22 protein-coding genes are annotated in these 24577 nt (G+C 68.0%); 16 read left to right on the top strand and 6 right to left on the bottom strand.

Annotated features, from left to right (window positions below):
* Nucleotides 1-36: 36 nt before the first annotated feature.
* The 10 genes from atpB to ACK4SC_RS07925 are packed head-to-tail and all read left to right on the top strand — an operon-like array spanning nt 37 to nt 8187.
* Nucleotides 37-876, top strand: a complete 840-nt coding sequence (gene atpB / locus ACK4SC_RS07880; RefSeq protein ID WP_409616862.1) for a F0F1 ATP synthase subunit A — start codon at nt 37-39, stop codon at nt 874-876.
* Between the two features lie 53 nt (nt 877-929).
* Entirely contained in the window at nt 930-1160 is a 231-nt protein-coding gene (atpE, locus tag ACK4SC_RS07885) for an ATP synthase F0 subunit C (RefSeq protein ID WP_100823046.1), read from the top strand.
* Nucleotides 1161-1169: 9 nt separating this feature from the next.
* Nucleotides 1170-1715 carry a F0F1 ATP synthase subunit B gene (locus ACK4SC_RS07890; RefSeq protein ID WP_409616864.1) on the top strand — a complete coding sequence of 182 codons (546 nt, stop codon included), beginning with the start codon at nt 1170-1172 and terminating at the stop codon, nt 1713-1715.
* Nucleotides 1716-2501, top strand: coding sequence for a F0F1 ATP synthase subunit delta (locus ACK4SC_RS07895; RefSeq protein ID WP_409616866.1), 786 nt, complete (start codon nt 1716-1718; stop codon nt 2499-2501).
* Between the two features lie 55 nt (nt 2502-2556).
* Nucleotides 2557-4191 carry a F0F1 ATP synthase subunit alpha gene (gene atpA / locus ACK4SC_RS07900; RefSeq protein ID WP_409616867.1) on the top strand — a complete coding sequence of 545 codons (1635 nt, stop codon included), beginning with the start codon at nt 2557-2559 and terminating at the stop codon, nt 4189-4191.
* Between the two features lie 44 nt (nt 4192-4235).
* Nucleotides 4236-5138, top strand: a complete 903-nt coding sequence (locus ACK4SC_RS07905) for a F0F1 ATP synthase subunit gamma (protein ID WP_409616868.1) — start codon at nt 4236-4238, stop codon at nt 5136-5138.
* Between the two features lie 24 nt (nt 5139-5162).
* Complete coding sequence (gene atpD / locus ACK4SC_RS07910) at nt 5163-6626, top strand: F0F1 ATP synthase subunit beta (protein WP_409616869.1); 1464 nt, start codon at nt 5163-5165, stop codon at nt 6624-6626.
* Nucleotides 6627-6628: 2 nt separating this feature from the next.
* On the top strand, nt 6629-6889 hold the full coding sequence (locus tag ACK4SC_RS07915; RefSeq protein ID WP_096422053.1) for a F0F1 ATP synthase subunit epsilon: 261 nt from the start codon (nt 6629-6631) through the stop codon (nt 6887-6889).
* Nucleotides 6890-6895: 6 nt separating this feature from the next.
* Complete coding sequence (locus ACK4SC_RS07920) at nt 6896-7417, top strand: AAA family ATPase (protein ID WP_409616870.1); 522 nt, start codon at nt 6896-6898, stop codon at nt 7415-7417.
* Nucleotides 7414-8187 carry a YaaA family protein gene (locus ACK4SC_RS07925; RefSeq protein WP_409616871.1) on the top strand — a complete coding sequence of 258 codons (774 nt, stop codon included), beginning with the start codon at nt 7414-7416 and terminating at the stop codon, nt 8185-8187. Before ACK4SC_RS07920 ends, ACK4SC_RS07925 begins: the two co-directional genes overlap by 4 nt.
* Before the next feature lie 12 nt (nt 8188-8199).
* Here ACK4SC_RS07925 and ACK4SC_RS07930 read toward each other — a convergent pair whose 3' ends face one another.
* Nucleotides 8200-8823 carry a DNA-3-methyladenine glycosylase I gene (locus ACK4SC_RS07930; protein WP_409616872.1) on the bottom strand — a complete coding sequence of 208 codons (624 nt, stop codon included), beginning with the start codon at nt 8821-8823 and terminating at the stop codon, nt 8200-8202.
* Nucleotides 8824-8918: 95 nt separating this feature from the next.
* Here ACK4SC_RS07930 and ACK4SC_RS07935 point away from each other — a divergent pair, with 95 nt between their 5' ends.
* Nucleotides 8919-9884: an aldo/keto reductase gene (locus ACK4SC_RS07935; RefSeq protein ID WP_409616873.1), complete on the top strand. Its 966-nt coding sequence runs from the start codon at nt 8919-8921 to the stop codon at nt 9882-9884.
* Here ACK4SC_RS07935 and ACK4SC_RS07940 read toward each other — a convergent pair.
* From ACK4SC_RS07940 to ACK4SC_RS07960, 5 genes are all read right to left on the bottom strand, one after another.
* A complete protein-coding gene (locus tag ACK4SC_RS07940; protein WP_409616874.1) occupies nt 9881-10936 on the bottom strand; it encodes a hypothetical protein in 1056 nt (351 codons plus the stop codon). The genes ACK4SC_RS07935 and ACK4SC_RS07940 overlap by 4 nt on opposite strands.
* Before the next feature lie 27 nt (nt 10937-10963).
* Complete coding sequence (locus ACK4SC_RS07945; RefSeq protein ID WP_409616875.1) at nt 10964-11521, bottom strand: TspO/MBR family protein; 558 nt, start codon at nt 11519-11521, stop codon at nt 10964-10966.
* 98 nt (nt 11522-11619) lie between these two features.
* The gene (locus tag ACK4SC_RS07950; protein WP_409616876.1) at nt 11620-12171 is read right to left on the bottom strand and encodes a TspO/MBR family protein; all 552 of its coding nucleotides are present in this window, start codon (nt 12169-12171) and stop codon (nt 11620-11622) included.
* Between the two features lie 96 nt (nt 12172-12267).
* Nucleotides 12268-13758 (bottom strand): aspartate aminotransferase family protein, encoded by a 1491-nt coding sequence (locus tag ACK4SC_RS07955; RefSeq protein ID WP_409616877.1) that lies wholly within the window; start codon nt 13756-13758, stop codon nt 12268-12270.
* A complete protein-coding gene (locus ACK4SC_RS07960) occupies nt 13755-14222 on the bottom strand; it encodes an Lrp/AsnC family transcriptional regulator (RefSeq protein ID WP_409616878.1) in 468 nt (155 codons plus the stop codon). Before ACK4SC_RS07960 ends, ACK4SC_RS07955 begins: the two co-directional genes overlap by 4 nt.
* Before the next feature lie 124 nt (nt 14223-14346).
* Between ACK4SC_RS07960 and ACK4SC_RS07965 the strand changes: the two genes are divergently transcribed.
* From ACK4SC_RS07965 to ACK4SC_RS07985, 5 genes are read left to right on the top strand one after another with little or no spacing between them, the layout of a single operon-like run.
* Entirely contained in the window at nt 14347-15786 is a 1440-nt protein-coding gene (locus ACK4SC_RS07965) for a gamma-aminobutyraldehyde dehydrogenase (RefSeq protein WP_409616879.1), read from the top strand.
* Between the two features lie 20 nt (nt 15787-15806).
* Complete coding sequence (locus ACK4SC_RS07970) at nt 15807-16376, top strand: FHA domain-containing protein (protein WP_409616880.1); 570 nt, start codon at nt 15807-15809, stop codon at nt 16374-16376.
* On the top strand, nt 16373-17164 hold the full coding sequence (locus tag ACK4SC_RS07975; RefSeq protein WP_409616881.1) for a PP2C family protein-serine/threonine phosphatase: 792 nt from the start codon (nt 16373-16375) through the stop codon (nt 17162-17164). Before ACK4SC_RS07970 ends, ACK4SC_RS07975 begins: the two co-directional genes overlap by 4 nt.
* 45 nt (nt 17165-17209) lie before the next feature.
* The gene (locus ACK4SC_RS07980; RefSeq protein ID WP_409616882.1) at nt 17210-18619 is read left to right on the top strand and encodes a serine/threonine-protein kinase; all 1410 of its coding nucleotides are present in this window, start codon (nt 17210-17212) and stop codon (nt 18617-18619) included.
* Nucleotides 18620-18670: 51 nt separating this feature from the next.
* A complete protein-coding gene (locus ACK4SC_RS07985; RefSeq protein WP_409616883.1) occupies nt 18671-24553 on the top strand; it encodes an Ig-like domain-containing protein in 5883 nt (1960 codons plus the stop codon).
* Nucleotides 24554-24577: the final 24 nt, after the last annotated feature.

Consider the following 24577-nt stretch of genomic DNA (forward strand, 5'->3'; position numbering starts at 1 on the left):
ATCACCTCGCTTTCTGATCTGACCGACGCCCTGATCTTGGAGACTGCGCTGTCTACTTCTGCCCTCGTCACTGCCTCTCTCCTGCGACCCTTCGCCGGCGAAGACGGCCAGTTCAAAGCCCCCGGGATCGACGAGTTCGTCGGTCTTCCCGCCCTCTTCTTTGAAGGCACCCCCTTCGAGATCAACCGCATCATCATGGTGCGTCTGATCGCGCTGGCGATCATGGTGCTGCTCATGTACCTGGCGCTGCGCAAGTCGCGCCTCGTGCCCAGCCGTGGTCAAGGAGCCGCCGAGATGGCGCTCGACTTCGTGCGCGTGCAGATCGCCGAGCAGATTCTCGGGGAGCGCCTGGGACGCCGCTTCCTTCCGCTTCTGGCATCGCTGTTCTTCGCCATCCTTGCGATGAACATCACCGGAATCGTGCCGTTCGCCAATATCGCGGGCACATCGCTCGTCGGCATGCCACTCACCATGGCGCTCGTGTCCTACGTGGCGTTCATTTACGCCGGTATCCGCGAGGTCGGCGGCTGGCCGTTCATTCGCAACGCGCTCTTCCCCCCGGGTGTGCCGCCCGTGCTGTACCTGCTCCTGGCGCCCGTCGAGCTGATCAACATCTTCATCATGCGGCCGGTATCGCTCGCACTGCGTCTTCTGCTGAACATGATGGTCGGCCACCTGCTGCTCGTGCTGGCGTTCTCGGCCACGAACTTCTTCTTCGTGAGCGTCGCCGGGCCCGCAGCGGCCTTCGGCGCGCTGACGCTCGCCGGCGGCATCGTCATCACGCTGTTCGAGTTGCTTATCGCCGTTCTCCAGGCGTACGTCTTCACCCTGCTTACCGCGGTCTACATCCAGCAGGCTGCGTCCGACCACCACTAACCCCCTGACCGCGCCGCCGCCCGGCGTCGCGACCACACCGGAAGGAAACACACGTGGACTCCACGATCCTCGCTCAGATCACCGGCAACATTGCCACCGTCGGCTACGGTCTCGCCGCCATCGGCCCCGGCATCGGCGTGGGTATCGTCGCCGGCAAGACCGTCGAGGCGATGGCCCGCCAGCCCGAGATGGCTGGTCGCCTGCAGGTGACGATGTTCCTCGGCATCGCGTTCGCCGAGCTCCTCGCCTTCATCGGCGTCGCCACCTTCTTCATCTTCCAGTAAGGCGTGCCCATGCTGTCGAGCTCGACGATCGTGACCGAGGCAGGAGCCGCGCTCTTCCTGCCCCCGGCCTACGACATCATTTGGTCAGCGGTGCCCTTCGCGCTGATCCTCGCGTTCTTCTTCTTCTGGGTCATGCCCCGCTTCCGGAAGATCCTGGACGAGCGCGCGGAGCTCATCGAGGGCGGCATCGCCAAGGCCGAGGCCGCGCAGGCCGAGGCATCGGCGCAGCTGGAGGAGTACAACTCGCTGCTCGCTGACGCTCGCGCTGAGGCTGGCCGCATTCGTGAGCAGGCGCGCGCCGACGGTCAGGCGATTCTCGCCGACCTGAAGCAGCAGGCTCAGGCGGAGGCCGCTCGCATTACGGCCACGGCTCAGCAGCAGATCGAAGCGGAGCGCCAAGCCGCCCTCGTCTCGCTGCGCAGCGAGGTCGGCACGCTGGCGATCCAGTTGGCGGGCAGCGTCATCGGCGAGACCCTCGCCGATGACAAGAAGTCGGCGGCCATCGTCGACCGATTCCTCGCTGACCTCGAAGCCGGCGAGAAGGCGGCGAAGTAGATGGGGTCCGCGACGCGCAGCGCCCGCGAGGCGGCCCGTCAGGCTGTCTCGTCGACGACGGGAACTGACCGGCTCGCTGGCGAGCAACTGCTGGCCGTGGCGCGCGTCATCGACGCGTCGCCCGGGCTGCAGTCCGCGCTCATCGCGGGCGACAGCGCGGCCAGTGCCACGATGCGTGACCGCGTCTTCGCCGAACTACCCGCCCCCGCCCGGTCGATTCTCGACGCGGCGCTGGCGCAGTCCTGGTCGTCGACCCGCGACCTCGTCGCGGGCATCGAAGAGCTCGGGATTCGCGTCATCGCCGCGACGGCTGCCGACGCCGAGAGCGTTGCCCGAGAGCTGCACGCCATCGGTGCGCTCGTGGCGAGCAACGCCGACCTCGAGCTCGCGCTGAGCGGCACCCGGGGCACGCCCGAAACCCGCGGAGCCGTCATCGACTCGCTTCTCGCTGGCAAGGCCAGTGACGAGGCGCGCGCCGTCATCGGCCACCTCGTCCGGGCACCGCGCGGACGCCGCATCGGTGAACTCGTGCGCACGGGAGCCGAGCTCGTCGCCGACGAGTCGGGTCGCGGGCTCGCCACGGTCACCGTGGCTCGACCCCTGACCGACGCGCAGCTCGCTGCCGTCGCCGCAACCGTGCGCGAGCGCTACGGCCGCGAGCACCTCGTGGTGCAGGTCGTCGACCCGTCCGTGGTGGGCGGTGCGCGCATCCAGGTTGGATACGAGGTCATCGACGGCAGCATCGCCGCGCGATTGACCGATCTCACGCTTCAGCTGGCGCGGTAGCGCCGGCTCACCATCCAGCGGCCCGAATGCGGGACGCGACGACGAAGGAAAAGACATGGCAGAACTTTCGATCAGCCCGGATGAGATCCGCGATGCGCTGAAAGATTTCGCGAACTCGTACGAGCCCAGTGCCGTCGCCGCGACCGAGGTAGGGCGCGTCGTCGACGCCGCCGACGGCATTGCCCACGTCGCCGGCCTGCCGAGCGTCATGGCCAACGAGCTCGTCCGCTTCGCGGACGGCACGCAGGGCCTCGCGCTGAACCTCGACGAGAACGAGATCGGTGTCGTCGTGCTCGGCGAGTTCACCGGCATCGTCGAGGGCATGGAGGTGACCCGCACCGGAGAGGTCCTCTCGGTTCCCGTCGGTGACGGGTACCTGGGCCGCGTCGTTGACCCGCTGGGTGCGCCCATCGACGGTCTCGGCGACATCGCCAGCGAGGGCCGCCGCGCCCTCGAGCTGCAGGCGCCGGGCGTCATGCAGCGTAAGAGCGTGCACGAGCCGATGCAGACCGGCATCAAGGCGATCGACGCCATGATCCCGATCGGTCGCGGTCAGCGCCAGCTCATCATCGGCGACCGCCAGACCGGTAAGACCGCCATCGCGATCGACACGATTATCAACCAGAAGTCGAACTGGGAGTCCGGCGACCCGACGAAGCAGGTGCGCTGCATCTACGTCGCGGTTGGTCAGAAGGGCTCGACGATCGCGGCCGTGAAGGGCGCGCTCGAAGAGGCCGGCGCCATGGAGTACACGACGATCGTGGCCGCTCCCGCCTCTGACCCTGCGGGCTTCAAGTACCTCGCTCCGTACACCGGTTCGGCCATCGGCCAGCACTGGATGTACGGCGGCAAGCACGTGCTGATCATCTTCGACGACCTGTCGAAGCAGGCGGAGGCCTACCGCGCCGTCTCGCTGCTGCTGCGTCGTCCGCCGGGCCGCGAGGCGTACCCCGGTGACGTCTTCTACCTGCACTCGCGCCTGCTCGAGCGTTGCGCGAAGCTCTCCGACGACCTGGGTGCGGGGTCGATGACGGGTCTTCCGATCATCGAAACGAAGGCGAACGACGTGTCGGCCTACATTCCGACCAACGTGATCTCGATCACCGACGGCCAGATCTTCCTCCAGTCCGACCTGTTCAACGCGAACCAGCGCCCCGCTGTCGACGTCGGTATCTCGGTGTCCCGCGTCGGTGGTGACGCCCAGGTGAAGAGCATCAAGAAGGTTTCCGGAACCTTGAAGCTCGAGCTGGCGCAGTACCGCTCGCTCGAAGCGTTCGCGATGTTCGCCTCCGACCTCGACGCCGCCAGCCGTCGTCAGCTCGCCCGCGGTGCGCGCCTGACCGAGCTGCTCAAGCAGCCGCAGTACTCGCCGTACCCGGTGGAAGAGCAGGTTGTGTCGATCTGGGCCGGAACGAAGGGCAAGCTCGACACGATCGCCGTCGACGACGTCTTGACGTTCGAGCGCGAGCTGCTCGACCACCTGCGTCGCAACACGTCGATCCTGACGACGCTCGCCGAGACCAACGTTCTTGACGACGCCACCGAGGCCGAGCTCGAGAAGGCGGTCGACAGCTTCGTCGCCGAGTTCGTGGGTGGTGGCGCCGGAGGCGTTCAGGCCGGGCACGAAGAGTTCGACGAGACCGAGGCCGAGGACATCAACCAGGAGAAGATCGTCCGCCGCAAGCGCTGACGAGACCATCCGACGACGTCCACACCGAAGGAAAGACGACTTTCATGGGAGCGCAACTCCGGGTCTACCGGCAGAAGATCCGCTCTGCCCAGACGACCAAGAAGATTACGCGAGCGATGGAGCTCATCTCCGCCTCGCGTATTCAGAAGGCGCAGGCGCGGATGGCGGCCTCGACGCCGTACGCACGCGCGGTGACACGCGCCGTGTCGGCCGTGGCGACGTATTCAAACGTTGACCACGTCCTGACGACGGAACGCGAGAACCCGAAGCGGGCAGCGGTCGTGGTGTTCACCTCCGACCGAGGTCTCGCGGGAGCGTTCAGCTCGCAGGTCATCCGCGAGGCGGCTGAGCTGCGCACGCGGCTCGAGGGCGAGGGTAAAGAGGTGGTTCACTACCTCGTCGGCCGGAAGGCCGTGCAGTACTTCGCCTTCCGGCGCCGCACGGCAGCGAAAGAGTGGACGGGCAACACCGACCAGCCGCAGTTCGAGACCGCGAAGGACATCGGCGACACCCTCGTCGATGCCTTCCTTCTCGGCGGCGAGAACGAGGGGGGCGTCGACGAGATCCACATCGTCTACAACCGCTTCGTGAATCTCGTGTCGCAGACCCCCGAGATCGTGCGCGTCCTGCCGCTCGAGATCGTCGACGGTGTCGACGAGCCCGACGACACCGAGCTCCTGCCGCTCTACGAGTTCGAGCCGGAAGCCGACAACGTTCTCGATGCGCTGTTGCCGGTGTACATCGAGAGCCGCATCTTCAACGCCATGCTGCAGTCCGCCGCGTCCGAGCACGCGGCACGACAGAAGGCGATGAAGTCGGCCAGCGACAACGCCGACAAGCTCATCCTCGACTACACGCGCCTGGCGAACAACGCGCGTCAGGCCGAGATCACCCAGCAGATTTCCGAGATCGTGGGCGGCGCCGACGCCCTGGTATCGGCGAAGTAACCACAAGAAAAGGGAAAAGCACCCATGGCTACCGCAACCACGAAGAAGCAGGCCCAGCCGGCCGCTGTCGCTGGCGTCGGCCGCGTCGCACGCGTCACCGGCCCGGTCGTCGACATCGAGTTCCCGCACGATGCCATCCCCGGCATCTACAACGCGCTCGAGACCGACATCACGATCGGTTCCGAGACCACCACGCTGACCCTCGAGGTCGCGCAGCACCTCGGAGACGACCTCATCCGCGCCATCGCGCTGAAGCCGACCGACGGCCTCGTTCGTGGCCAGGAGGTGCGCGACACCGGTGCCGCCATCTCGGTGCCCGTCGGTGACGTCACCAAGGGCAAGGTCTTCAACGTCATCGGTGAGGTACTGAACGCCGAGCCGGGCGAGACCATCGAGGTGACCGAGCGCTGGCCGATCCACCGCAAGCCCCCGGCGTTCGACCAGCTCGAGTCGAAGACCCAGCTGTTCGAGACGGGCATCAAGGTCATCGACCTGCTGACCCCGTACGTGCAGGGTGGAAAGATCGGCCTCTTCGGAGGTGCCGGCGTCGGCAAGACCGTCCTCATCCAGGAGATGATCCAGCGCGTGGCGCAGGACCACGGTGGTGTGTCCGTGTTCGCCGGCGTTGGTGAGCGCACTCGTGAGGGCAATGACCTCATCCAGGAAATGGAGGAGGCCGGCGTCTTCGACAAGACCGCCCTCGTCTTCGGCCAGATGGACGAGCCCCCGGGCACCCGTCTACGCGTGGCGCTGTCGGCCCTGACGATGGCCGAGTACTTCCGTGACGTGCAGAAGCAGGACGTTCTGCTGTTCATCGACAACATCTTCCGCTTCACGCAGGCCGGTTCGGAGGTGTCGACCCTGCTCGGTCGTATGCCCTCGGCCGTGGGTTACCAGCCGAACCTCGCCGATGAGATGGGTATCCTCCAGGAGCGCATCACCTCGACGCGCGGTCACTCGATCACCTCGCTGCAGGCGATCTACGTGCCCGCCGACGACTACACCGACCCGGCCCCGGCGACCACGTTCGCGCACCTCGACGCGACGACCGAGCTGAGCCGTGAGATCGCGTCGAAGGGCCTCTACCCCGCGGTCGACCCGCTCACCTCGACGAGCCGCATCCTCGACCCGCTCTACATCGGTGAGGACCACTACCGCGTGGCCACCACGGTCAAGCAGATCCTGCAGAAGAACAAGGAACTGCAAGAGATCATCGCGATCCTCGGTGTCGACGAGTTGAGCGAGGAAGACAAGATCACGGTGTCGCGCGCACGCCGTATCCAGCAGTTCCTCTCGCAGAACACCTACATGGCGAAGAAGTTCACCGGTGTCGAGGGCTCCACGGTGCCGCTGAAGGACACGATCGAGTCGTTCGACGCGATTGCCCGCGGTGACTTCGACCACGTGGCCGAGCAGGCCTTCTTCAACGTCGGCTCGATCAGCGACGTCGAAGAGAAGTGGGCCAAGATCCAGGCGGAGAACGAGTAATCGTGGCAGAGCTGTCCGTCAGCGTCGTCGCGGCCGACCGCGAAGTGTGGTCGGGCGCGGCGAAGCAGATCGTCGCGCGCACGACCGAGGGTGAGATTGGTATCCTTCCCGGCCACGAACCCGTCCTCGGGATCCTCGGCGCGGGAGAGGTTCGTATCACCCCCGTGTCGGGTTCGCCCATCATCGCGCGTGCGGAAGACGGCTTCCTCTCGGTCGAGAACGACACCGTGACGGTCGTCGCGGGCTTCGCCGAGATCCAGTAGTTCTTCGTGCTCGTTGCCATGGCCGGCCTCCCCGGCGCGGGGAAGTCGGCCGTGGCCGAGCAGATTGCGGCACGACTGTCGATCCCGGTGGTCTCCGTTGATCCTCTCGAGTCGGCCATCTTGAGCGCCGGCATCGATGCGGGCCAGCCCACGGGGCTCGCCGCCTACCTCGTTGCCGAGCGCATCGCCGAGGCGGTGCTGCGATCTCGGCAGAGTCTCATCGTCGACGCGGTCAACGCGGTGCAGCCGGCGCGTGAGCAGTGGGTGCTGCTCGGCGATCGCTACGGCGTCGAGACGCGCTTCATCGAGGTTGTCTGCAGCGACCGTGACGTGCATCGCGCTCGGCTCGAGCAGCGACGACGCGATCTGGCGCACATTGCCGAGCCCTCCTGGTATGCGGTCGAGCAGTCGCTCGACGAGTACGCCCCCTGGTCGCACCTGGCCGAGCAGCGCCCGCGCCTTCAGCTCGACACGATTCAGCCCCTTCCCGAGCTCGTCGATCGCGCGGTCGCGTTCCTGCGATCGTGACGATCATCCTGCTTCCCCCGTCGGAGACGAAGCGCGACGGGGGCCACCCGCGCAGCGCCGACGAGACGGCCCGGTTTCCCCAGCTGGATGAGCAGCGCGCCGTGGCACGCCAGGCTCTCGCGGCTCTTGTTGCCGGTTCAGACGATGAGGCGATCGCCCGCGCGCTGAAGGTCGGCCACCGCGCTGCCCCCGCCGAGATCGCGCGTGACCGGGCACTCGACGGTGCTCCCGTGATGCCCGCCGTCGACCGCTACACCGGGGTGCTGTACGACGCGCTGGACGCGGGTTCTCTGTCGGAGCCGGCGCGAGACGAACTCGGCCGCTCCGTGGTTGTGCAGTCGGCACTCTGTGGCCTGGTGGGCGCTCTCGAGCCGATACCGGCATACCGCCTCTCCGCGGGCTCCCGCCTTCCCGGCGTGGTCATGACATCGCTGTGGGCGCGGCCGAGCACCGAGGCTCTCGCCGACACGGGGGAGACCCTCGTCGACCTGCGGTCGGCCAGCTATGCGGCGCTCGGCCCCCTGCCTGCGCCCGCTCCGGGCCGCGAAGTCGCGAGTGTCTCCGTCGTGGCGCGCGACGCGGACGGCACGACGCGCGCGCTGAACCACTTCAATAAGCGCGGCAAGGGGCTGTTCGTTCGCGACCTCGTAACCGCCGGACCGGTTCCGCCCACGCTCGACGCGCTGTGCACGCACGCCCGCGACATCGGGTGGGAACTGCGACGCACGGGCGACACGGCACTCGAACTGGTCGTGCCCCACGACCGCTGACGCGATCGCGCGTCAGCCTGCCGAGCGCCAACAACCGGCGACGTGATCGTCGACGACACCGGTTGCCTGCAGCAGGGCATACATGGTCGTGGGGCCCACGAAGCGAAAACCACGGGCCTTCAGGGTCGCCGCGAGGGCGCGCGACGCGTCGGTGTGGGCCGAAATCTCCGCGAGCGTCGCCGGGCGCCGGCGCGCAGAGGGCTCGGGTGCGAATGACCACACAAGCGCGTCGAGACCGTGCGGTTGCTCAGACTGCCACGACACGAGTGCCCGCGCGTTCGCGATGGTCGCCTCAATCTTGCGGCGGTTGCGGATGATCGTGGAATCGTCGAGCAGGCGCTGAACGTCAGCCTCGCCGTACTCCGCGACCACGGCCGGGTCGAAGCCGGCAAATGCCCGCCGAAACGCGTCGCGGCGGCGCAGAATCGTCAGCCACGACAGCCCGGACTGAAAGCCCTCCAGTGCCAGGCGCTCGAACAGCCCCTGGTTGCCGCGGACGGGCACGCCCCACTCGTCGTCGTGATAGCGGCGCAGCTCGTCCACATCGCCGACCCACGCGCACCGCGGCCGCCCGTCAGGACCACGCACGGTCGCGAGATCAGTATCGGGGGAGGGGAGGGTGAGGGAATCGGGCATGCGCGAACGCTACCGGGCGCATGCGACCGTTTCCGAGCATCCGCGTCGAGATGGGGAGGCGGAGCACCTCCTCGACGTTTGGGAGGATGGGGGACATGACGGACATGACCTACCGCACCCTCGGCACCTCAGGCCTGCGGGTCTCGAGCGTCGGACTCGGCTGCAACAACTTTGGCCGACCCGGCACGGCGACCGAAGACGACGAGGGCGCGGCCCGGGTGATGCACGCCGCGATCGATCACGGCATCACGCTGTTCGACACGGCCGACATCTACGGCTACAGCTACGGCCGCAGCGAAGAGATGATGGGGAGGGCGCTCGCGGGTAAGCGCGACCAGATCGTGCTCGCCACCAAGTTCGGCCACACCGACTACGAGAGCCCCATTCCGCACTGGGGTGCACGGGGCTCGCGCCGCTATGTGCGGCTCGCCGTCGAGCAGAGCCTGTCGCGTTTGAAGACCGACTGGATCGATCTCTACCAGCTGCACACCCCTGACCCCCTCACCCCGATCGAGGAAACGCTCGCCGCACTTGACGAGCTCATCGACGAGGGCAAGGTGCGCTACATCGGCCACTCGAACTTTGCGGCGTGGCAGCTGGTCGAGGCTGACCTGGTCGCTCAATGGCGAGGCCACGAACGCTTCATCTCGGCGCAGAACGAGTTCAACCTGCTCACCCGGGAGGCGGAACGCGAACTCCTGCCGGTCGCCGAGGCCTACGGGGTCGGATTCCTGCCGTGGTTCCCGCTGTACAACGGGTTGTTCACCGGCAAATTCAGTCGCTCCGGCGGCCCCGCGGACACCCGCATCATGCGCCAGCGCCCCCACTTGCTCGAGAACGCCCCGTGGGATGCCATCGATGCCTACGCGACCTTCTGCTCCGATCGCGGAATCGGGATGCTCGAGGCGACGATCGGGTGGCTGCTGTCGCGTCCCGCCATGGCGTCCGTCATTGCCGGGGCCACAACCGTCGAGCAGGTCGCGCAGAACGCGTCCGCCGCGGCGGCGTGGGTCCCGACGGCCGACGACCTCGAGGAAATCGATCGGCTGTTTCCGATCTAGCGGTCGGGCTCCGTGTCCTGCGGGGTGACGGAGATGTTGATCGCGCGGTTGAGTTCCGCAGCCTCGGCGTTCAGCGCCTCCAAGTCGGCAACCAGTGCGTTGTACCGGTCGACGGCGTCGTTCAGAGCGTCGCGCGAGGCTTCGAGAGCCTCCTGACGCGCGATGATTTCGGCGCGTTCGGCCGCGAACTGCTCTTCGCTGTCAAAGGCTCCTGGCGTATTGGCGCGCTCGTTGAAGTCGGCGATGTCGGCGGCCAATTCGTCGGATTCGCGCAGAAAGTCGGCGCGATCGTCATCGATGACGGCCGAGAGTTCCGTGAGATCGGCGTTGAGCGCCTCGAGTCTCTGGTCGAGATCGCGGAAGACGGCGTTTGCCTCCGCGTACAGGGCAGTGACGCGCCCACGGTCGTCGAACCACCCCGCATAGTGGTCGCTGAGAACGGACGAGAGTTCGGCCACCTCCGTGCCGAGAATCGCGTAGAGCTCGGGAATCCGCGATCCGGGATCGAGTTCCTCGTACAGCGCAATGCGTTCCACCAGCTCGTGATCGGGGCCGAGAGCGGCGAAGGCCTCCTCGAGCGGGCCAGCAAGCGCATCCTGCTCGGCGGAGGTCATGCGGTCCCAGGCGGCGTGCAGCATCTCATGCGCGGCGACAACCACCTGAAGCCCCTCGAGGTCGGGCGAGCTGATCGGAAAGAGGAAGATGCGCCCCTCGCTCAGCGTGTAGCAGCCGAGCACGCCGATGCCGGGTTCACGGAAGGTGCACACCTCGTCGAACTGCGCTGCGGGGACGACCTCGGGACGGCTGGCGTAGAACAGAAAACGGCCGCGCTCGCTGAGCCCCGCACGATCGGCCAACGCCGCAATCTCGGTCGGTGGTGTGTAACGAGAGACCGTCCAGTGGTCGGCGACGACCCGCGGATTCTGCGTCGCCCAGGCCAGTCCGCCGATGAGCACGAGCTGGACGGCCACCAGAATGAGCGCGAGGGTGAGGGCGATCGCGCGCCCCACCCGGGCGGCGGGCGGAAGGCGTCGGGTCTCGTCGACGGTCACCCGTCCACGGTAACGTGCGCCGCCTGGCTAGAGCGCGAGGACGGCGATCGCCGCGTTGAGCGTCATGGCGTACAGCACCCACGCGAAGGCGGGCAGAAGCATCACGGCGCCCGCCCGGGTCAACTCCCAGAAGCGGAATAGCGTGGCAAGCAGCACAATCGCCGCGAGCACAATCACGACCAGGGCGGCCCACGGTCCGGCGGCCCCCACGACGCCGCCGAGGCCGAAGAACGCGGGAGCCCACACCGCGCCGAGGGCCAGCTGAAGAATGTAGACGGTGAGCGCAGCGGAGCGTTCTTCCGTCTCGGGCGTCTGCCAGACGAGCCACGCGCCGATCGCCATGAGTCCGTAGGTGAGAGCCAGCACGGGAGCGAAGACGTCGTCAGCCGGAGTCCACATCGGCTTGTCTGCCGTGGCGTACCAGCCGGCGGCAGCGTGAGCAGCGACGAGCGCCCCCGTTGCGGCGACGGCCGCGCTGATGACGAGGAAGGCGAGCAGCGTGGCGATCGACCGGGAACGCGAGGGCCGCGGCGTCTCTCGGCCAGCGGTCGCGGTGGTCGCGCCTGGTCGTCCCTGCTCAATCACGCCATGAGCGTAGAAGTCGAGTCTCCACGTCCCCTGCGCGTCGACTCATGAGCAGCCGAAACCGGCCGGCGCAGCCCGCGCGTGCCGTGACCGCAGCGCTAGGGCAGGACGACCGCGTAGGCCACGGTGATGGAGGCCGCGTAGATCACCCAGATGGCGTACGGCGCGGTCAGGATGCTCGCGGTACGGCGCACCTGCCAAAACTCGCTGACCATGACAACCAGGGAGAGCAACAGCGCCATGTGGATGCCGAGCGCGAGCCACGTGGCGAGGGAGCCGATGGCGGGATACAGGGCGAAAAACACGGGCGACCACAGGCTGTTGAGCACCATCTGGACGACGTAGGCCGTCAGCGCGGTCTTCACGCGTCGCCGGCGCCGCTCGCGCCAGATGAGCCACGCCGCCACCGAGATCGCGACATACAGCGCCGACCATACGACGCCGAATGCCCAGTTCGGCGGCACCCAGATCGGGGGAGTGACGTCGGCGTACCAGCCCTGGATGTGGGGCCGGGATACGGCGGAGCCGACGGTGGCGATGACGGCGTTCACGGCGATGAGCCCCGCGAGCATGAGCACGGCGGCGGGGTCCCACACGCGCGGGCGCCGCCGAGTCGCGGGCAGGTGCCGGGGCGCAGCCGTCGTCGTCATCTGCCGAGTATGGCGGAGTTCGTCGCGCGCTGCGAGGGCTGGACACTCGGGCGGGTCGCCGCTAAGGTCGCGGCCGCCCGCCCGAGTCGTCGCCGCTTACAGGCGGTTGGATGCCTCGGTGAGCACCGCGCGCAGGATCGCCTCGATCTCGTCGAACTCCTTCTCGCCGATGGTGAGCGGCGGCGCGAGCTGGATGACGGGGTCGCCGCGGTCGTCGGCGCGGCAGTACAGGCCGGCGTCGAACAACGCCTTGGAGAGGAAACCGCGCAGCAGGCGCTCCGACTCGTCCTCGTTGAAGGTTTCGCGCGTTTCCTTGTTCTTCACGAGCTCGATGCCGAAGAAGTAGCCCTCACCGCGCACGTCGCCGACGATCGGCAGGTCCTTGAGCCGCTCGAGGGCGGCGCGGAACTTCGGCGAGTTCTCGCGAACGTTCTGGAGGATGTTCTCCTCCTCCATGATCGCGAGGTTCTCGAGCGCGACGGCGGCCGAGACGGGGTGCCCCGCGAAGGTGTAGCCGTGGTAGAACGCGGTCTGCCCGTGCTTGAAGGGCTCGTAGATGCGGTCCGAGACGATCATCGCTCCGAGCGGCGAGTAGCCACTGGTGAGGCCCTTCGCGCTCGTGATGATGTCGGGAACGTAGCCGAGAGCGGTGCACGCGAACATCTCGCCGATGCGTCCGTAGGCGCAAATCACCTCGTCGCTGACGAGCAGGACGTCGTACGTGTCGCAGATCTCGCGAACGCGCTGGAAGTATCCCGGAGGCGGCGGGAAGCAGCCGCCCGAGTTCTGTACCGGCTCGAGGAACACCGCGGCGACGGTGTCGGGGCCTTCAAAGAGGATCGCCTCCTCGATGCGGTTCGCCGCCCACTGGCCGAACTCCTCCAGCGACCCGTGGAAGCCCATCTCTTCGGCGCGGTAGTAGTTGGTGTTCGGCACGCGGAACCCGCCGGGGGTGAGCGGCTCGAACATCTCTTTCATGCCGGGAATGCCGGTGATCGCGAGTGCGCCCTGCGGCGTGCCGTGATAGGCGACGGCGCGCGAGATGACCTTGTGCTTCATGGGCTTACCCATGAGCTTGAAGTACTGCTTGGCGAGCTTCCAGGCCGATTCGACCGCTTCGCCACCGCCGGTCGTGAAGAAGACACGGTTGAGGTCGCCGGGGGCGTAGTCGGCGAGCTTGTCAGCGAGTTCGATCGCCGCGGGGTGGGCGTACGACCACAGCGGGAAGAAGGCCAGTTCCTCGGCCTGCTTGCGGGCGGCTTCGGCGAGACGCTCACGCCCGTGACCCACCTGCACGACGAACAGGCCGGAGAGGCCGTCGATGTACTTCTTGCCGTCGGCGTCGTAGACGTGGTGGCCCTCACCGCGCACGATGATGGGCACGCCGTTGCCGGCCTCCATGCCGGACTGACGCGCGAAGTGCATCCAGAGGTGGTCCTTCGCCTTGCGCTGCAGGTCAGCGTGCTCGCTCGCGGCGATGGCACCCGCGAGGACGCCGTCGTCGACGGTGTGCTGCGCGGTGTGCGCGTCGTGGTGGGTGGTGTCGGCCGTGGCGGCCTTCTTTTTGCTGCGCGTGAAGATACTCATCTCGTTCCCCAGTTGTAGAACTGCTTTTGCAGTCGTAGATAGACGAAGGTCTCGGTGCTCGCGACGCCCTCGATGCCGCGGATGCGGGTGTTGAGCAGGCTGATCAGGTCGTCGTCGTTCTCGCAGACAACCTCGGCGAGGATGTCGAAGCTGCCCGCGGTCAATACGACGTAGTCGACCGCGGGAATACTCGCGAGGGTCTCCGCGACCGCGGTCGTGTCGCCCGTCACCCGAACGCCGATCATCGCCTGTCGGTAGAAGCCCAACTGCATGGGGTCGGTGACGGCGACAACCTGCATGACCCCGGCATCGGTGAGCTTCTGCACGCGCTGGCGCACGGCGGCCTCGCTGAGACCGACTGCCTTGCCGATTTCGGCGTACGAGCGTCGGCCGTCGGTCTGCAGCTGTTCGACGATAGCTTTGGAGACGTCGTCGAGCTGGACCGGCTTCGGGCGTGCGGACATGCTCCTGATTCTGACAGCGGTAACGACCTTTGGCAAGCGATTCCGCATCATGTTGGGGATAAATGCGACGGATTCCGTCGTTGACCTCTGGATTCACGCGGCGCGCCCGACTATCGTGGGCCCTATGAGTGAGACGATCCTGCGCCCGATTATCGACGGAGCCGAGGTCGACAGCGTCGCCGACGACGCCATCGCCCTCATCGACCCCGCGACGGAGGAGGTGTACGCGCACGCCCCCATCTCCCCGCAGGTCGAGATCGACCGTGCCTACGCCGCCGCTGAGCGCGCCTTTGCCTCCTGGGGGCGCACGACCCCCGCCGAGCGTCAGCTCGCGCTCTTCCGCCTTGCCGATGCCATGGAGGCGCGCGCTGACGAGTTCGCCGACCTGGAGTCGCAAGACACGGGTAAGCCGCGCGCGTCGCTCGTGGCCGACGAAATCGATCAGTCGGTCGATCAGCTGCGATTCTTCGCCGGCGCCGCCCGCGACCTCGACGGGCGTTCGGCGGGCGAATACCTGGCCGGCCACACCTCGTTCATTCGCCGCGAACCCATAGGCGTCATCGGCCAGGTGACCCCCTGGAACTACCCGCTCAACATGGCGGTCTGGAAAATCGCCCCGGCCATCGCCGCCGGCAACACGGTCGTCCTGAAGCCGTCAGACACGACGCCGCAGTCGACGCTCCTCCTGGCCAGGCTTGCCGCGGAACACCTGCCCGCCGGAGTCCTCAATGTCGTCACGGGCGACCGTTCGACCGGTGCGGCGCTCCTGCAGCACCCGACCCCGCAAATGGTGGCGATCACCGGTTCGGTGCGAGCCGGTATGCAGGTTGCCCGCGCGGCGGCGGACGATCTGAAGCGGGTCCACCTCGAATTGGGCGGCAAGGCGCCGGCCATCGTGTTCCCCGACGCCGACCCGGCTGCCGTGGCGGAGGGGCTCGTGCTGGCCGCGTACTTCAACGCCGGCCAAGACTGCACGGCCGCGACCCGCGTTATCGTGCACGAGTCGATTCACGACGAGGTGGTGGCGGCGCTCGCGGCCCGAGCCCGCAGCCACGCGAAGACGGGCGCGCCGCACGAGGAGGGCATCCTGTATGGCGCCCTCAACAACGCCGACCAGCTCGCCCGCGTATCGGGTGTCGTCGACCGACTCCCCGCGCACGCCGACATTGTCACCGGCGGTGCCCGGCAGGGCGACCGGGGCTACTTCTACGAGGCGACCATCGTCACGGGCATGCAGCAGGACGACGAGGCGGTGCAGGAGGAGATCTTCGGGCCGGTCCTCACGGTGCAGACCTTCCGCACCGAGGAGGAGGCGCTCGCCCTGGCGAACGGCGTGCGGTACGCCCTGGCGGCGTCCGTGTGGACCGACCACCACGCCAGGGCCATGCGCTTCAGCCGCGACCTTGACTTCGGCTGCGTGTGGATCAACACACACATTCCGTTCGTCAGCGACATGCCACACGGTGGCTTCAAGCACTCCGGTTACGGCAAGGACCTCTCGCACTACGGCTTCGAGGACTACACGCGGATCAAGCACGTGATGAGTTTCCTCGGCGAGGACTGATCTCGGGGTACCGTGACGGGGTGCGCGCCGACGACCCCGAGAACAGTGACCGGCGCGACATCGATGACACGGTTATCCGGCTCGTCGAGCCGTCTGTGTCGACGGCCGAGCGTCCGGTCAGCGTTGCTGTCGATGAGGTGTTGCGCTCGCTGCCGGGCGTTCGTGCCGTGCGACACGCGGCCGATGACGACGCTGACTCCGACGGGCCTGCCGAATCGGACGTCGCCCACTGGATGCTCGTCGTGCGCGGCACGACCACGGTCGTGCCTCTCGATCGTCCGGTCATCGTCGGTCGCGCCCCCGCGGGCTCTCGCGTGCCGTCCGGGGCGGATCCCCGTCGTCTCGTGGTGCCCCCTGACCGAGTCGGGGTCTCATCGACCCACGCGCGCATCGAGCAGCTCGGCCACACCCTCGTCGTGAGCGACCTCGGATCAACGAACGGTCTGCACGTACACTGGGCATCCGGGCCTCCCCGAAGGCTCCGACCAGGCGAGTCCTGTGCGGTCCTGCCCGACAGCGCCGTCGACCTTGGCGACGGCATCGTTCTTGAATTCCGTCCGAACCCGTCCGCCCCCCAGGAGTCGCCGTGACCGCCATCGGCCGCAGCACCGTGCGCCACATCGTCGGCTTGCCGGCGCGCACGGGCGCCATCGAGCTCGCGTGGCACGGGGTGACTCATGTCGGCTACCGCCGGGCCCACAACGAAGACAGCTACCTCGCCGATGTGCCGCTGTTCGCCGTCGCCGACGGCATGGGTGGCCACCTGCACGGTGATCGCGCGAGCGACGCGGTGGTGCGGCGACTGCAGGCCGCGGCGACCGGCGACTTCGTCGGCCGCGACGAGATTTCCGATGCGCTGCACCGCGCGACGTGGGACATCCACGACCTGGACGACGAGCAGCGGGGCATCGGCACGACCGTGACGGGAGCGGCGCTGAGCTGTGATGACGACGGTGCACGCTTCACCGTGTTCAACGTCGGCGACTCGCGCGTCTACGCCTTTGCGCGTAACGACCTGCGCCAGGTGACGGTTGATCACTCGCTGGTGCAAGAACTGGTCACCGCCGGCGAGCTCGCTGCAGAAGACGCCGAGGCTCACCCGGAAGCGAACGTCATTACTCGGGCTGTCGGGTTCTCGCTGGAGCCCGAGATCGATTTCGTGGACCTGCCCCTGGAAACCGGGATGCGCATCCTGATCTGCTCCGATGGGCTCACCAAGGAGGTTCCACACGAGCGGCTGCGGCTGCACCTCGCCGCGCGTCTGAGCGCCCGCGAGACGGCGAACGCCCTCCTTGATGCCGCGCTGGCGCAGGGCGGGCGCGACAACATCACGCTGATTGTGATCGACGTGGTGCGCGCTCCTGCCGCGGCGAACTGAGAGCACCTCCTACACTTATCGAAATCACACCGGGAGGGGGGTCTCGTGGTGCACCGTCGGCCGTCAACGCCCCCGATCCTGCCCGGATTCACGCACGTGCGTTTGCTCGGCACCGGCGGCTTTGCCGACGTCTTCCTCTACGAGCAGAACATGCCGCGCCGCCAGGTGGCCGTCAAGGTCATGCTCGCCGACGTCGTCACCGAAAGCGTTCGGCGCATGTTCCAGGTCGAGGCGAATCTGATGGCGCAGCTGTCGTCGCACCCGGGAATCCTCACCGTGTATCAGGCGAGCATCTCGGCCGACGGCCGGCCGTACCTCGTCATGGAGCTGTGCAGCGCGCAGTTGGCCGATCGATTCCGAAAAGAGCGCATCCCGGTCGCGGAGGTGCTGCGTATCGGCGTGCAGATCGGCAGTGCGATTGAAACGGCTCACCAGAGCGGCGTGCTGCACCGCGACATTAAGCCGTCAAACATCTTGACGACCCTGTTCGGCCACCCGGTGCTGAGCGACTTTGGCATCGCCGCAAGCCTCGGGGCTGCTCCCGATGCCGGTGACACCGTCGGCATGTCAGTGCCGTGGTCGGCACCCGAGGTGCTGCTCGACGAGACGACCGGAACCGTGGCCAGTGAGATCTGGTCGCTCGCGGCCACTCTGTATTCCCTCGTTGCGGGGCGCTCGCCATTCGAGCAGCCAGGCGGGTCGAACGAGACCAGCGATCTGATCGCCCGCATCACCCGATCCCGGCTTCCCGCCATCGGTCGGGACGATGTGCCTGATTCGCTCGAGGCCGTGCTCCGCCGCGGCATGAGCAAGGACCCCGTCAAACGGCAACAGAGCGCGATGGAGCTCGTCCGAGACCTGCAACGCATCGAGGCCGAGCTCGGGCTCGCGCCCACCCACGCCGATGTCGCGCTCGATGACTGGGCGCGCGCGATCAGCGGCGATACCGGCGAGCAGACGGTTGTCCGCGCCCAGTCGCCGCGCACACCATCGCCCGGGAAGCCCCGCCGGCGTCGCCGCCGCCCCGTCGAGCTCGAGAACACCGTGGCATCCTCCGGAGCGGGTACGGAGACGCGGCGGCGCACGACGATGTCACGTCGATCCAACATCATCGCCACCGCGCTCATCCTTGTGGCACTCGTTGTCGTCGGGCTGGGCGCAACCGCCACCTGGCTCGCCGTGAACAATGAGGACGGAACGCTGCCGCGGGTCAGCGACGTCCGAGCGGAGGTCGCGGGCCCCGAAGTGACCTTCTCGTGGGACGACCCCGGGCTCATCGACGGAGACAGCTACCACGTGCGGCTCGACAACGGCACGCCCGCTCTGCAGCGGCGAGCGGAATTCGCCGTCGTTGCCGAGCCCGGCCAGCGCGTGTGCATCGTCGTGCGCGTCGCGCGCGAGGGGCGCATCGGGCCCGCGAGTGCCGAGCGGTGCGCTCAAACGGACGGGGCCTGAGCCGTGGTTCTCGCCGCTACCCGACAGACCGCTCGCCGCCGATCGGCCTGGATGAGCGCGGTCAGCGGCACGCTGATCGCGGCGGTCGTCTCGACGGTCGCGATCCTCTACGACGGCTTCGAGGCCCAGCGCGCCGACCTCAACGACGGGGCACTGTGGGTCGCTAGCGGGGAGCGTCAGGCGGTGGCGCGCGCCAATGTGCAGATCGCCGCGCTCGACGCGCTCGTCGAGACCGAAGGGGCTGACCTGCGCGTGCGGCATCACGGTTCCGATGTCGTGGTGATCGACCAGCAGAACGCCTCGGCTGAGGTGCTCGACGTCGCCCGCGCGCAGGTCGATTTCTCTGTTCCGTTGCCACCCACCGACGCCGATGTGCAATTCCTTGGCGACACGGTGATCGTGCACACCGCGTCGACGGGTGACCTGTGGACCGTTCCCTGGGTGCTGTTCGACGACTTCGATGCGACCCGCGCCGCGCCGCTGTCGTTCGGGCCGGGCTCGCGCGTGGCCACCACGGAACGCTTTGGCGTGCTGGTCGCCGCCCCATCCACCGGTGACGTGTATCGACTCGCGCCGGATCGCCTCGATCGCGTTGCGGAGACCTGGCAGGTTCCCGTCTCCGACGGCGCAGAGCTCGCGGTGTCGATCGCCGCCGATACGTGGTGGGCCTACGACCCAGAATCGCGCACGCTGTTTCGCGACGGAGAGCCCATCGATCTCACCGCCGTCGTGGGTGACAGTGACGTGGCGCTGGCACAGCCGAGCGACCACGCCCGGGAACTCATCGTGGCCTACGACGCGGGAGCCATCGCGATTGATGCCGGTGGGGCCGTGCGACCCTTGGTCAGCGACCGTGCCGGAGCGCCGATCGCTCCGGTAGTGATCGATGACTGCGTCGTGATCGCGTGGATGGACGGGTCGGCGTGGCGATCGTGTGCCACGCCCGCATCCGTCTCGCTCCCCGGACTGGCGCCGACGAGCACGCTCGAATTCGTGGTGCGAGAGCGGCGGGTCGTGCTCAATGACCGCGCCTCCGGTGCCGTCTGGGATGTGCTCGGCACGGGGGCCCTGATTGACAACTGGGATGACCTGCTCGCGCAGGAGCAGGACGAGCGCGAAGAGGTCATCGATGCGCTCGATGTTCCCCCGGAGACCGAACGCGTTCAGCAGCCCCCCACCGCCGTCGACGACGAGTTCGGCGCTCGGCCCGGACGCTCGACCGTCCTGCCGGTGCTCCTCAACGACAGTGATCCGAACGGGGACGTCCTCGTGGTCAGCGAGGTCACCGAGCTCGACCCGGAGGTGGGGCGGCTTGACATCGTCGACAGCGCACAGAAGATCCAGCTGACCCTGCCGGATGACGCGTCCGGAGTGGTGAGTTTCGGGTACACCATCACCGACGGGCGCGGCGGCTCTGACTCGGCGACGGTGGTGGTGACCGTGCGCCAGCCCTTCGAGAACGGGGCACCCTTCCAGGTTCGGCCCGCGCGCACCACGGTGGCCGAGGGGGGCAGAGTCTCGGCGAATGTGCTCGGTGAGTGGGTCGACCCCGACGGTGACCCGATCTTCCTCGAAGAGGCGACGATCGCATCCCCCGACCAGGTCGCGGCCCGGCCCGATGGGCGCGTGACCGTCGCCGAACGCGGCGGCCAGGGAGACTTGCGATCCGTGCAGCTGCGCGTCTCCGACGGCACGTTGACCGGAACCGGAGAGCTCGCCGTCACCGTGCGGCCGGCCGGGCAGGTGCCCATCATTGCGGAACCCTTCGCGGTGCAGGCGTTCGCCGGCCAAGAGGTGCGGATCGAGCCGCTGCGCTCGGTGCGCGGGGGGACCGGACCGATTCGCTTGATTTCGGTACCCGAGCGCTCCGGAGCAACGGTCACGCCGCGGCTGGAACGCGGCTTCTTCCGATTCGTCTCCGACGAGGTGCGCACCCACTACGTCGAATACGTCGTGAGCGACGGCGACCAAACCGCCACCGGCCTCGTCCGCGTCGACGTGTCGGCACCCCCGGATCTCGCGGCGCCCATCACGGTTCCGAAGACGGCCTACGTGCGGTCACTGAGCAGCGCGACGGTCGCCGTGGCCACGACCGACATCGACCCCGCGGGCGGAGTGCTCGTCGTGACCGGCGTGACAGACGTGCCAAGCGGCAGCGGCATCCGCGCGGAGGTCATTGATCAGCGCGATGTGCGCATCTCTCTCACGCGACCGCTTTCTGGCCCCGTCGCCGTGACCTACCGAGTCTCGAACGGCTTCGCGGACGCGGTGGGCACGATCACCGTGATCGAGATTCCGCGCCCCGACACCCTGCAGCCTCCGATCGCCAATGACGACGCCGTGACCGTGCGCGTGGGCGATGCGGTGACTATTCCCGTGCTCGACAACGACGAGCATCCCGATGATGAGCCGATCACCCTCAATCCGCAGCTGGTGCGCGGGCTGGAGGGGGACGACGGGTTGCTGTTCGTGAGCGGCGACCGGCTGCGCTACCTCGCTCCTGACCGGCCGGGCGACTTCACCGCCGTGTACGAGGTGCTGGGACCGCTGGGTATCGAGCGCGCGCAGGCGACCGTGCGCATCAGCGTGCGTGAGGTGGATGAGGCGACCAACGCCCCACCGGTGCCGCGCACCATCACGGCGCGGGTCATCGCGGGGGAGACCGTGCGCATCCGTATCCCGGTGGGCGACATGGACCCGGACGGCGATTCGGTGCAGGTTGTCGGGCAGGAGACCGCGCCCTCGCGCGGTGTGGTCGTGGAAACCGGAATCGACTACTTCGACTACCAGGCGGGGGAGTACGCGGCGGGCACGGATGAATTCCGCTACACCGTCGTCGACTCGCTGGGCGCCCGGGCCTCCGGCACGGTTCGCGTCGGCATCAGTCCGCGGCTCGACGGCGCCCGTAACCCCGTCGCCAACGATGATCAGGTCACCGTGCGACCGGGCGGAACGGTGCTCGTGCCGGTCTTGGAGAACGACTCCGACCCCGACGGCGGGGTGCTGCGGGTGGCCGCTGTCGAACCGACCGACCAGCGCACGCTCGCCGAGATCGTCGACAGTCGATACGTGCGACTCACGCCGCCGTCGGCCGTCGGCTCATACGGCGCGATCTACACGATCGAAAATGAGTTCGGCGGAGCGTCACAGGCCTTCGTCACGGTCAACGTCGTCGCCGACGCGCCGCTGCTGGCCCCGACCGCGCGCGACGTCGTGCTGTCGCTGTCCGACATTCTCGACCGGGAAACCGTCGATGTCGACGTGCTCGCCCGTGCCTTCTTCGCCGAGGGCGACGTCGGCTCGCTCGGCGTGCGGCTCGTACCGGGATTCGAGCAGGCGGGAACCGTCTTGCCCGACCGACGCATTCGCGTGGCGGTGCAGGAACGTCGGCAAATCATTCCGTTCTCGCTCATCCACCCCGCCGACCCCTCGGTCACGGGTACGGCGTTCATCTGGGTCCCCGGAACCGCCGACGCCCTTCCGCAGCTCGACCGACGTGCCCCGCGCATCCGTGTTGTCAGCGAGCAGACCATCACGATCCCCATCAACGACTACGTGATTGCTGTCGGCGGCCGCCAGGTGCAGCTCACCGACGCCGCCACTGTTCGGGCGACAAACTCCGACGGTTCGGCGCTCGTCGTCGACGCGCAAACACTGCGGTTCCGCTCAAGCGACCTGTACTTCGGCCCGGCGTCGCTGTCGTTCGAGGTCACCGACGGCACGTCACCGACGGATCCGGACGGCCGCGTGGCGACGATCGTGCTGCCCATCGAGGTCGCACCGCGTGAGAACCAGCCTCCCGTGCTCGTGGGCGCCGCGATTGAGCTGGAGCCCGGAGGTCAGCGCGAGCTCGACCTCGTGCGCGTCACGTCATACCCCTATCCCGACGACCTCGACGAGCTCAGCTATCGCCTCACCCAGTCGCTGCCGGAGGGACTCAGCGTCGACATCGTCGGTCAGCGCGCCGTGGTGAGCGTCGCTCCGGGGGTTCCGCGCGGAACACGCCTCGGCGCCACGGTCGGCGTGCGCGATGCCGCGGCCGACGGCACGCCGGGTCGCATCGACGTGCTGGTCGTGCCGTCGACGCGACCGCTTGCCCGCCCGGCAGACGATGGGGCGATCGCCCCCCGCGGGCAGACAACGACCGTTGATGTCCTCGCCAATGACGCGGCGACGAACCCCTTCCCGTCGGTGCCCCTCCGCGTCGTCGCCATTCGCGGACTCGACAACGTCCGCATCCCGGCGGGAGTGAGCATTCAGCCCACCGCGGATGGTCAGCGCGTGCAGGTGACCGTCGCCTCGACGGCCGCACCCGGCGATACCGTGCTCGAGTATCAAGTTGCCGACGCCACCGATGATCCCGAGCGGTACGTGTGGGGGAGCGTGCGCATTTCGGTTCAGGATGTGCCGGATCCGGTCACGGGCCTGCGCGTCCAGGAGTTCGCCGATCGCTCGCTCGTGATCGCCTGGCAGCCGGGCGGGTCGAACAACTCTCCCATTCAGCGTTTCGACGCCGTCGTCACGCGACTGTCCGATGGTGCCGTGACGGCGACGGTCGCGTGCTCCGCGTCCCCGTGCACCGTTCCGACGCCGGGCAATGGGCCGGCCAACCGCGTTCGCATCGCCGTCACCGCCATCAACGCGCAAGGGGCGAGCGCTCCCACCGTTCTTGCCGAGCCCGTGTGGTCCGACCTCGTGCCCCCCGCACCCGATTCCCTCACGCGAACGCCACTGGACAGGGGGATGCGCTTGGGCTGGTCGAAGCCCGCACAACCCGCCTCCGCCTCCCCGATTCAGCGCTATATCGTGACGGTCGGCCCCGTCACCCGCGAGGTCACGGTATCCGCCGGCGACCCGGTTGGCACGACCTACTGGCTCAACGTGGTCGACACCGGGGCACTGCAGAACGGCACGAGCTACTCCATTACGGTGAGCGCGCGCAACGACGCCTTCGGTCCGCTCACGAACTGGAACACCGCGGAAACCTCCGGAACTCCCGCCGGAGCTCCCCTCGTGCTCGGTACGCCGTCAGCCGAACAGTTGGGAAACCCGCAGAGCCCGGCCGACGGTCAAAGCGTCCGGGTGGACTGGAACGGTGTCTTCGCCTCGAACGGTCGACCGATCGACCGGTTCTACATCTGGCACACCGACGGCAGCGAGTCCCCTCCCGCCTGTCAGGTCACGGGCGTCGAGGAGGGAAACCCGTCGCTCTCACCACCGCCCGGAACAACGCGTGTCGCGGGCGACGTGACGCAGCACACGATCCCCGGCCTCGCGGGGGACCGCACGTACCGTGTTGTCGTCTACGCGCACAACGGTCAGGGGTGCACGCAGAGCCCCGAGACGACGGCGCGCACGGTCGCCCAGCCCGGACGGGTCACCGCCATCACCACCGCCGGTGGTGTCGAGGTCGCCCCTGGCCGGTGGGAGACCCGCATCACCGGCGTGACGACCTCCGTACCCGGCGAGCCGATCCCGTTTGTCCAGTACCGCTACGTGGGGGAGGGCGTGAGCACGGCTCCCTCCACCCCGGCGGCCCTGCCGCTGACCCCGCAAGACGGTGTGCGGCACTACGGCCGTGAACTCGGTGTCGACGTTCGCGTGTGTCGCGATGTCGGCGCCCTCAACTGCGGCCCGTGGTCGAGCACCTTCTCGATCCCCGTCGCCGTCCGCATCGACGTCCAGCCCACGTTCGTCGTCACCGACGGTCCCGCACCCGAGCGCAGGGCGACCATCACCTGGACCCCGATCGATACGGCCAACCGACCCGCCTACACGAGCGTCGACTATCTCTGCCGCGCCCAGCCCGACGACGAGCCGATCTCGTTCGAGTCCGGGTCGTGTGAGATCGCCGCGCCCCCGTCTTCCGACCCTCGCCTCGAGGTCACCGTTAGCGTGGGAGGCACCAGCTACACCCGGATCTACCGACCGTGACCCACCAGCTTCGACCTCGACAAA

It is taken from the genome of Microcella sp., from assembly GCF_046293215.1.
GTDB lineage: Bacteria > Actinomycetota > Actinomycetes > Actinomycetales > Microbacteriaceae > Microcella.